Raw genomic sequence first — 9,461 nt, forward strand, 5'->3', positions numbered from 1 at the left:
GGGGTGCGGGCCTCTTCCGTCCGCCGCTTGGACGCGGACCATGCCCTGCTGCGGGGCGGTACTAGCCCTTCGCCGCCTTCTTCTCCGCGGCGTCCTCGATGACCGCCTCGGCCACCTGCTGCATCGACATACGGCGGTCCATCGACGTCTTCTGGATCCACCGGAACGCCGCCGGCTCCGTCAGGCCGTACTCCGTCTGGAGAACCGACTTCGCGCGGTCCACCAGCTTCCGGGTCTCCAGACGCTGCGTGAGATCCGCGATCTCACCCTCCAGCGCCTTCAGCTCCGCGAACCGGGACACCGCCATCTCGATCGCCGGCACCACGTCGCTCTTGCTGAACGGCTTCACCAGGTACGCCATCGCGCCCGCGTCACGGGCCCGCTCGACGAGGTCGCGCTGCGAGAACGCGGTCAGCATCAGCACCGGGGCGATCGACTCCTCGGCGATCTTCTCCGCCGCCGAGATACCGTCCAGCTTCGGCATCTTCACATCGAGGATCACCAGGTCGGGCTTGTGCTCCCGGGCCAGCTCGACGGCCTGCTCACCGTCGCCGGCCTCGCCTACGACGGTGTAGCCCTCCTCCTCCAGCATCTCCTTGAGGTCGAGACGGATCAGCGCCTCGTCCTCGGCGATGACGACACGGGTCGTCAGCGGAGGCACGTGCGACTTGTCGTCGTCGGGCGCGTCTACGGGCTGGGGCGACTCGGGGGCGGTCACGGGGGCTCCTCGTTCAGGGCGGGGACTGCTGACAAGAGCCTACCTAGCTGCGGTAAGGTGAGGGCACGGCGGGTGATCGCTACCCTCTGTTTCAGAGGAAGCCCCGGTAGCCCAGCGGTAGAGGCAATGGATTCAAAACCCATACAGCGTCGGTTCGAATCCGACTCGGGGTACTTTTCCTTGAATGTCAAGGTTGCTAGATGAAGCGGATGTTCCCGTTCTGGTGAACATCCGCTTTTTGCTGCGTGTCGCGCGCCTGCCATCCACAGAGTGGCCATATGTACGACATGGGCACACGCAAGCGAGCGCTGGCGCTCCTTGCACAGGGACGCAGCCTCAACTCGGTGAGCAACGAAACCGGGATCTCGCGCGCCGCGATCCGTTCCTGGCGGACACGCGTCGAGCCCCTTGACGGCAACCGTTCACAGCCCTGCCCCAGATGCCGAGCCACCCCCGAGAAACCGGACGAGCTCGCCGCGTACGCCTACCTGCTGGGGCTGTACCTCGGAGACGGCTGCATCAGCCACCTACGGCGAGGCGTCCATTTCCTCCGGATCGTCTGCGCCGACGCCTGGCCCGGTCTGATCGGCGCCTGCGCCGAAGCCATGCAGCTGATTCGCCCCGACAACAAGGTCTTCCGCGTCCAGCGCCAGGGATGCCAGAACGTCACCTGCTACAGCAAGCATTGGCCTTGCCTGCTCCCGCAGCATGGCCCCGGCAAGAAGCACGAGCGGCCGATCGTGCTCGAAGACTGGCAACAGGAGATCGTCGATGACCACCCCTGGGAGTTCATCCGGGGACTCATCCACTCGGACGGGTGTCGCATCACCAACTGGACCACCCGCGTCGTCGCCGGGGAACTCAAGCGCTACGAGTACCCCCGGTACTTCTTCACCAATGTCTCGGACGACATCCGACAGCTCTTCACCGGCACCCTGGACACGCTCGGCGTCGACTGGACGCATTGCACCCGCCACGGGAACCCGTACAACATCTCGGTCGCCAGGAAGGCCTCGGTAGCCCTCATGGACGCCCACGTGGGCCCCAAGTACTGACCCGGTGGGACCCCGTGGCGAAGTCCGGCTACTTGGGGCTGTCGTCCTCGCCCACGTGGTGGACGCGGACCAGGTTCGTGGAGCCGGAGACTCCGGGCGGGGAGCCGGCGGTGATCACGACGATGTCGCCCTTGGCGCAGCGGCCGTACTTCAGGAGGAGTTCGTCGACCTGGTCGACCATGGCGTCGGTGGAGTCGACGTGGGGGCCGAGGAAGGTTTCGACGCCCCAGGTGAGGTTGAGCTGGGAGCGGGTGGCGGGGGTGGGGGTGAAGGCGAGGAGGGGGATGGGTGAGCGGTAGCGGGAGAGGCGGCGGACGGTGTCGCCGGACTGGGTGAAGGCGACGAGGAACTTGGCGCCGAGGAAGTCGCCCATTTCCGCCGCGGCTCGGGCGACGGCGCCGCCCTGGGTGCGGGGTTTGTTGCGTTCGGTCAGCGGGGGCAGTCCCTTGGCGAGGATGTCCTCCTCGGCGGCTTCGACGATGCGGGACATCGTCCTGACCGTCTCGATGGGGTATTTGCCGACGCTGGTCTCGCCGGAGAGCATCACGGCGTCGGTGCCGTCGATGACGGCGTTGGCGACGTCGGAGGCTTCGGCGCGGGTGGGGCGGGAGTTGTCGATCATCGAGTCGAGCATCTGGGTGGCGACGATGACCGGCTTGGCGTTGCGTTTGGCGAGTTTGATGGCGCGCTTCTGGACGATGGGGACCTGTTCGAGCGGCATTTCGACGCCGAGGTCGCCGCGGGCGACCATGATGCCGTCGAAGGCGGCGACGATGTCGTCGATGTTGTCGACGGCCTGGGGCTTTTCGACCTTGGCGATGACGGGGAGGCGGCGGCCTTCCTCGTCCATGATGCGGTGGACGTCCTGGATGTCCTTGCCGCTGCGGACGAAGGAGAGGGCGATGACGTCGAAGCCGGTGCGCAGGGCCCAGCGGAGATCGTCCTCGTCCTTGTCGGAGAGGGCGGGGACGGAGACGGCGACGCCGGGGAGGTTGAGGCCCTTGTGGTCGGAGACCATGCCGCCTTCGATGACGGTCGTGTGGACGCGGGGGCCGTCGATGCCGGTGACTTCGAGGCAGACTTTTCCGTCGTCGACGAGGATGCGTTCACCGCGAGTGACGTCGGCTGCGAGTCCGTCGTAGGTGGTTCCGCAGGATTCGCGGTCTCCTTGGGCGCCTTCTTCGACGGTGATGGTGAAGGTGTCTCCGCGTTCAAGGAGTACGGGTCCTTCGGTGAAGCGGCCGAGGCGGATCTTCGGGCCTTGAAGGTCGCCGAGGATTCCGACGCTGCGGCCGGTTTCGTCGGAGGCTTTCCGGACGTGCCGGTAGCGCTCTTCGTGGTCGGCGTGGGTGCCGTGGCTGAGGTTGAAGCGGGCTACGTCCATTCCGGCGTCGACCAGGGCTTTGATCTGGTCGTATGAGTCGGTGGCGGGGCCCAGTGTGCAGACGATTTTCGCTCGGCGCATGATTCGAGCCTAGGCCTTACCGGTCGGTAGAGAATTGGTCGCGCATGACTACTCAACAACCTTTGCGTGAAGGGTTATTGACAACTGTTGAATTGTGCGCCGTGCCGCTCCGATGAGCGGAGCAGGGTGCCCGGTACGGCCGGCGCATTCTTCGACCTGTGCCCGTCCAGTGTGCGCCGGGCTGTGGGATGGGTGCGCGGAAGAGTCTCGTGGTGACTTTCCGTGATGCTGTCAGGTGCGGCTAGAGCCGTGGTGGCGCCATGGTGAAGCGGGCGACGACCTGGGCGTGGACGTGCTGGCGTTGGGGTTCGAGGTCGAGGGGTGCGGGTTCGTCCTCGGCGGGGGCGGCGGCGTAGACGGCCCGGCTGCGCGCGCGGGTGCCCTGGGGTACCTGGGGGTGGGTGTCCTCGGTGCCGGTGTCGGCGAGTTCGACGAGGGCGGTGAGGGTGGTGTCGAGGGCTTCGGCGTATTCGCGGGCGCGCTGGACGGCTTCGCGGACGGCTTGTTGGCGTGCTGTGCGGTGGGCGGGTGAGCCGGGGCGCAGGGTCCACCAGGGGCCGTCGACGCGGGTGAGGTCGAGGTCGGCGAGGGCGGTGGTGAGTTCGCCGAGTGCGGTGAAGTCGTTCAGTTCGGCGGTGATGTGGACGAGTCCGTGGTGGGTGCGGGTGCGTTCTCCGCGGCTGTGGCGGCTGAGTTCGGGGGTGATGGTGAGGGCGCTGGTTTCGAGGTGTTCGACCGCGTCGCCGTGGGCTTTGACGAGGTCGAGGGCGCGGGCGTTGCGGTGGGTGAGGTCGGTGAGGGTCTGTCGGCGGTCTTTGCCGCGGGCGGTGACGGTGATGGTGATGCGGGCGATCTCGGGGTCGACTTCGAGGTGGGCTTCGCCGCGGACGGCGATGCGGGGTGTGTCGGGGGTGCCGTAGGGGACGGCGGGGGTGGTGGCCGGGGTGCGCCGGTCGGCGGGGCCGGTGTCGGGGGTCATACGTCCCACTCTGTCACTGGGTGGGGTGTCTCCGGTGCCGTCCGGCCATCAGATGGAAACCTCCAGGGTCTTTTGCGGGGGCGGGTGTTGGGCCAGAATCTACGCGCGTCGTTACCCCCGTCCCGAGGAGTTCGTGCCATGCCGTTGAATCGCCGGAAGTTTCTGAAGGAGTCCGCCGTGACCGGTGCGGGGGTGGCGCTCGCGGGTGTGGGCGCGGCTCCGGTGGCGCAGGCCGCGGAGGGGGCGAAGGGGGGCCGGCCGGTGAAGCGGTACGAGCTGACGGTGATGGGGACGACCGATCTCCACGGTCACGTGTTCAACTGGGACTACTTCAAGGACGCGGAGTACTCGGACAAGGCGGGTAACGCCCAGGGTCTGGCGCGGATCTCGACGCTGGTGAACGCGATCCGTGCGGAGAAGGGGCGTTGCAACACGCTGCTGCTGGACGCGGGTGACACGATCCAGGGCACTCCGTTGACGTACTACTACGCGAAGGTGGATCCGATCACCGCCAAGGGTGGTCCGGTGCATCCGATGGCGCAGGCGATGAACGCGATCGGCTATGACGCGGTGGCGCTCGGGAACCACGAGTTCAACTATGGGATCGAGACGCTGCGGAAGTTCGAGTCGCAGTGCCGTTTCCCGTTGCTGGGTGCGAACGCGCTGGACGCGAAGACGCTGAAGCCGGCGTTCCCTCCGTACTTCATGAAGGAGTTCCGTGTTCACGGTGCTCCGCCGGTGAAGGTGGCGGTGCTGGGGCTGACGAATCCAGGTATCGCGATCTGGGACAAGGCGTATGTGCAGGGGAAGTTGACGTTCCAGGGTCTTGAGGAGCAGGCGGCGAAGTGGGTGCCGAAGCTCCGGTCGATGGGTGCGGACGTGGTGGTCGTGTCGGCGCACTCGGGCACGTCGGGTACGTCGTCGTACGGCGATCAGGTGCCGTACGTGGAGAACTCGGCGGCGTTGGTGGCTCAGCAGGTGCCGGGGATCGACGCGATCCTGGTGGGTCACGCGCATCTGGAGATCCCCGAGTTGAAGGTCACGAACACGGCGACGGGCAAGACGGTGGTGCTGTCGGAGCCGCTGGCGTTCGCGGAGCGGCTGTCGGTGTTCGACTTCGGGCTGGTCTTCGAGAAGGGGCGTTGGCGGGTCGAGTCGGTGGCGGCTTCGGTGCGCAACACGAACTCGGTGGCGGACGACCCGAAGATCACGCGGTTGCTGAAGGACGAGCACGATCTGGTGGTGGCGTACGTCAACCAGGTGGTGGGTACGGCGACGGACACGCTGACGACGGTGGAGGCGCGTTACAAGGACGCTCCGATCATCGATCTGATCACGAAGGTCCAGGAGGACGTGGTGCGGGCGGCCCTGGTGGGGACGCAGTACGCGTCGCTGCCGGTGATCGCGCAGGCGTCGCCGTTCTCGCGGACGTCGGAGATCCCGGCCGGGAAGGTGACGATCCGGGATCTGTCGAGTCTGTATGTGTACGACAACACGCTGGTGGCGAAGGTGCTGACGGGTGCGCAGGTCCGTGCGTACCTGGAGTACTCGGCGAACTACTTCGTGCAGACGGCCGTGGGTGCGGCGGTCGACACGGAGAAGCTGACGAACGCGAACAGTCGCCCGGACTACAACTACGACTATGTGTCGGGTCTTCGGTACGACATCGACGTCGCGCAGGCGGAGGGTTCGCGGATCAAGAACCTGACGTTCAACGGTGCGCCGTTGGACGACGCCCAGCAGTTCGTGTTCGCGGTGAACAACTACCGCGCCAATGGTGGCGGGGCGTTCCCGCATGTCGCCACGGCGACCGAGGTGTGGTCGGAGTCGACGGAGATCCGGACGCGGATCGCGGAGTGGGTCACGGCGAAGGGTGTGCTGGACCCGAAGGACTTCGCGTCGGTGGACTGGAAGTTGACGCGTGAGGGTGTGCCCGTGTTCTAGGGCGTTCTTGGTTCAGGTCGGCGGCGTCGGCGCGGCTTCTCGCGTCGGCGCCGTTCGTCTTGTGCGGGTGTGCGGGGCGATCGGAGAGTTCCGGCCCGTGTGTGAACCGATCGGCGGGGCTCGTCCGATGAGGGGATGTGGGGCTGTGCTCATCGTCCTTCGACGAGGGGGATGAGCGGGACGAGGGGGGTGAGGGTTCGGGGTTCCTGACGGGCGGCGGGGACGCGGGGGGTGCCTTCGAGACCGAAGGTGGTGAAGGCGGTGCGGCCGGGGAGGGGGTAGGGGTCCTTTCCGGTGAGGGAGTTGAGGATGGTGGCGCTGCGCCAGGCGGCGAGGCCGAGGTCGGGGGTGCCGACGCCGTGGGTGTGGAGTTCGGCGTTCTGGACGTAGACGCGGCCGGTGACGGTGGGGTCGAGGACGAGGCGGAACTGGTTGTCGATGTCCGGGCGTTCGGCGTTGTCGCGGCGGAGGTAGGGGTCGAGTCCGGCGAGGAGGGGGGCGATGGGGCGTTCGCGGTAGCCGGTGGCGAGGACGACGGCGTTGGTGGTGAGGCGGGAGCGGGTGCCTTGCTGGACGTGTTCGAGGTGGAGTTCGATCTTGGTGGTGGCGATGCGCCCGGCAGTGCGGACGGTGACGGCGGGGGTGAGGACGGCGTCGGGCCAGCCGCCGTGGAGGGTGCGGCGGTAGAGCTCGTCGTGGATGGCGGCGATGGTGTCGGCGTCGATGCCTTTGTGGAGTTGCCACTGGGCGGCGAGGAGGCGGTCGCGGACGGGTTCGGTGAGGGCGTGGAAGTAGCGGGTGTAGTCGGGGGTGAAGTGTTCGAGGCCGAGTTTGGAGTACTCCATGGGGGCGAAGGCCTCGGTGCGGGCGAGCCAGTGGATCTTTTCCTTGCCGATGGGGCGGTTGCGGAGGAGGTCGAGGAAGACCTCGGCTCCCGACTGGCCGGCGCCGATGACGGTGATGTGGTCGGCGGTGAGGAACCGGTCGCGGTGTTTGAGGTAGTCGGCGGCGTGGATGACAGGTGCGTCGGGGGCTGCGACGAGTGGTTTGAGGGGTTCGGGGATGTGGGGGGCGGTGCCGACGCCGAGGACGATGTTGCGGGTGTGGGTGCGGCCGAGGGCCTGTGCCTGGCCGTGGGCGTCGAGGCGGGTGAAGTCGACTTCGAAGAGGTCGTGTTCGGGGTTCCAGCGGACGGCGTCGACCTGGTGGGCGAAGCGGAGTCCGGGGAGGTGGTCGGCGACCCAGCGGCAGTAGGCGTCGTATTCGGCGCGTTGGATGTGGAAGCGCTCGGCGAAGTAGAAGGGGAAGAGGCGGTCGCGGTCCTTGAGGTAGTTGAGGAAGGACCAGGGGCTGGTGGGGTGGGCGAGGGTCACCAGGTCGGCGAGGAAGGGGACTTGGAGGGTGGCGCCGTCGATGAGGAGGCCGGGGTGCCAGTCGAAGCCGGGGCGTTGTTCGTAGAAGACGGTGTCGAGTTCGGTGAGGGGGTGGGCGAGGGCGGCGAGGGAGAGGTTGAAGGGGCCGATGCCGATGCCGACGAGGTCGCGGGGTGTTTCGGCGGTGGGGCGCTGGGGCTGGGGTGTCGGTCTCATCGGGGTGTGTGTCCTTCCACCAGTTTCAGGAGCGTGGCCAGGTCGCCGGGCCGGGTGTGGGGGTTGAGGAGGGTGGCTTTGAGCCAGCGGCGGCCGTCGAGGGTGGCGCGGCCGAGGACGGCGCGGCCTTGGTCGAGGAGGGTGCGGCGTACGGCGGCGACGGTGTCGTCGGTGGCGCCTTCGGGCCGGAAGAGGACCGTGCTGATGACGGGGCGGTCGTAGAGCTCGAGGCCGGGGTGGGCGGCGATGAGGTCGGCGAGTTCGTGGGCGTGGGCGCAGACCTGGTCGACGAGGTTCCCGATGCCGTGGCGCCCGAGCGTCTTGAGAGTGACGGCGATCTTGAGGATGTCGGGGCGGCGGGTGGTGCGCAGGGAGCGGCCGAGGAGGTCGGGATGGCCGGCTTCGGTGTCGTCGTCGGCGTTGAGGTAGTCGGCGCGGTGGCCGAGGGGTGTGAGGTCGGTGGGGTCGCGTACGGCGAGGAGTCCGGCGGCGACGGGCTGCCAGCCGAGTTTGTGCAGGTCGAGGGTGACGGTGTCGGCGCGGGCGAGTCCGTCGAGTTTGCCGCGGTGCCGGTCGCTGAAGAGGAGGCCTCCGCCGTAGGCGGCGTCGATGTGGAGGCGGGCGCCGTGGGTGGCGCAGAGGTCGGCGATCTCGGGCAGCGGGTCGATGAGTCCGGCGTCGGTGGTGCCGGCGGTGGCGGCGACGAGGAGGGGGCCGCGCAGCTCGGTGAGGGCGCTGTCGAGGGCGGCGGGGTCGAGGGTGCCGGCGGCTGCGGGGAGAACGACGGGGTCGGGGAGGCCGAGGATCCAGGCGGCGCGTTGGAGGGAGTGGTGGGCGCCTGCTCCGCAGACGAGTTGGATGCCGTGGTGTTTCTCGCGGGCGAGGAGGAGGGCGAGTTGGTTGGATTCGGTGCCGCCGGTGGTGACGAGGGCGTCGCCCCGCACGCGCCGCGCCCCCGTGCCCTCCACCGGCGCGCCCTCCGCCCGCGCTCCCTGCGTCTCCGTGCCCCGCGCCGCCTGCGCGTCTGAGGGGTCCGATGCATCCCCGGCGTCCGGGTCGCCGTAGACCAGGTGGGCGAGGGCCTGGGCGAGGACCGCTTCGAGTTCGGAGGCGGCGGGGGCCTGGTCCCAGGAGTCGAGGGACGGGTTGAGGGCGGAGGCCGCGAGGTCGGCGGCGGTGGCGACGGCGAGGGGCGGGCAGTGCAGGTGGGCCGCGCACAGGGGGTCGGCCGGGTCGGCGGCGCCTTCGGCGAGGGCGCGGACGAGGGTGTGCAGGGCGTCGGCGCTGCCGTGCGGGGGCAGGGGGTCGCCGAGGGCTGTGCGCAGGCGCTCGGCGACGCGTTCGGGTCCTCCGGCGGGGAGGGGTCCTCCGCGGGCGGCGGTGCCCTCGGCGAGCGCGTGCAGGACGGTGTCGAGCAACGGCCGCAGTGCGTCGGGGCCTTCGGGGCCTGAGGCGAGGGGCGGCGTGCTCATGGGTGTCCTCCGATGGACGTGCGGCGGGTCCTTCCCGGCGTGTGCGTGTTTTGGGCAGGTGCGCCCGCCAAGGAGAACGATTCGGTCCCGGCGGGGGTACTGCCGTACGGAGGATTTGTGTGAGCGGGGCCGGACACGCCGGACGCCGGACCGCTGCGCTGGGCAGCGGCCGCCTTGTTGACGGCGATCACGTCGGCCAGCTCCAGGACACCCTTCTTGATGCCCTGCAACTGGTCGCC

7 protein-coding genes, 1 tRNA gene and 1 pseudogene are annotated in these 9,461 nt (G+C 68.6%); 3 read left to right on the forward strand and 6 right to left on the reverse strand.

Annotated elements, in window-relative coordinates; genetic code table 11:
* Window positions 1-61 precede the first annotated feature (61 nt).
* Window positions 62-718 carry an ANTAR domain-containing response regulator gene (locus ACWEBX_RS26750; protein ID WP_037624717.1) on the reverse strand — a complete coding sequence of 219 codons (657 nt, stop codon included), beginning with the start codon at window positions 716-718 and terminating at the stop codon, window positions 62-64.
* 100 nt (window positions 719-818) lie between these two features.
* Here ACWEBX_RS26750 and ACWEBX_RS26755 point away from each other — a divergent pair.
* Together ACWEBX_RS26755 and ACWEBX_RS26760 are read left to right on the forward strand one after the other, a co-directional pair.
* Window positions 819-891, forward strand: a tRNA-Leu gene (locus ACWEBX_RS26755).
* Between the two features lie 105 nt (window positions 892-996).
* On the forward strand, window positions 997-1,773 hold the full coding sequence (locus ACWEBX_RS26760) for a transcriptional regulator (protein WP_451887358.1): 777 nt from the start codon (window positions 997-999) through the stop codon (window positions 1,771-1,773).
* Between the two features lie 28 nt (window positions 1,774-1,801).
* Here ACWEBX_RS26760 and pyk read toward each other — a convergent pair whose 3' ends face one another.
* Complete coding sequence (gene pyk, locus ACWEBX_RS26765) at window positions 1,802-3,238, reverse strand: pyruvate kinase (protein ID WP_451887359.1); 1,437 nt, start codon at window positions 3,236-3,238, stop codon at window positions 1,802-1,804.
* 241 nt (window positions 3,239-3,479) lie between these two features.
* The gene (locus tag ACWEBX_RS26770) at window positions 3,480-4,217 is read right to left on the reverse strand and encodes an SIMPL domain-containing protein (RefSeq protein ID WP_451887360.1); all 738 of its coding nucleotides are present in this window, start codon (window positions 4,215-4,217) and stop codon (window positions 3,480-3,482) included.
* A 138-nt stretch (window positions 4,218-4,355) separates the two neighbouring features.
* Between ACWEBX_RS26770 and ACWEBX_RS26775 the strand changes: the two genes are divergently transcribed.
* Window positions 4,356-6,161, forward strand: coding sequence for a 5'-nucleotidase C-terminal domain-containing protein (locus ACWEBX_RS26775; protein WP_451887361.1), 1,806 nt, complete (start codon window positions 4,356-4,358; stop codon window positions 6,159-6,161).
* 149 nt (window positions 6,162-6,310) lie between these two features.
* On the opposite strand, the gene ACWEBX_RS26780 is transcribed toward ACWEBX_RS26775, so the two are convergent.
* The 3 genes and pseudogenes from ACWEBX_RS26780 to ACWEBX_RS26790 all read right to left on the reverse strand — a co-directional run.
* Window positions 6,311-7,750 carry a lysine N(6)-hydroxylase/L-ornithine N(5)-oxygenase family protein gene (locus ACWEBX_RS26780; RefSeq protein ID WP_451887362.1) on the reverse strand — a complete coding sequence of 480 codons (1,440 nt, stop codon included), beginning with the start codon at window positions 7,748-7,750 and terminating at the stop codon, window positions 6,311-6,313.
* Entirely contained in the window at window positions 7,747-9,222 is a 1,476-nt protein-coding gene (locus ACWEBX_RS26785) for a pyridoxal phosphate-dependent decarboxylase family protein (RefSeq protein ID WP_451887363.1), read from the reverse strand. The genes ACWEBX_RS26780 and ACWEBX_RS26785 overlap by 4 nt, the downstream gene beginning before the upstream one ends.
* Before the next feature lie 170 nt (window positions 9,223-9,392).
* Window positions 9,393-9,461, reverse strand: a pseudogene (locus tag ACWEBX_RS26790) (hypothetical protein); the annotation flags it as partial.

The organism is Streptomyces sp. NPDC005070 (assembly GCF_053600395.1).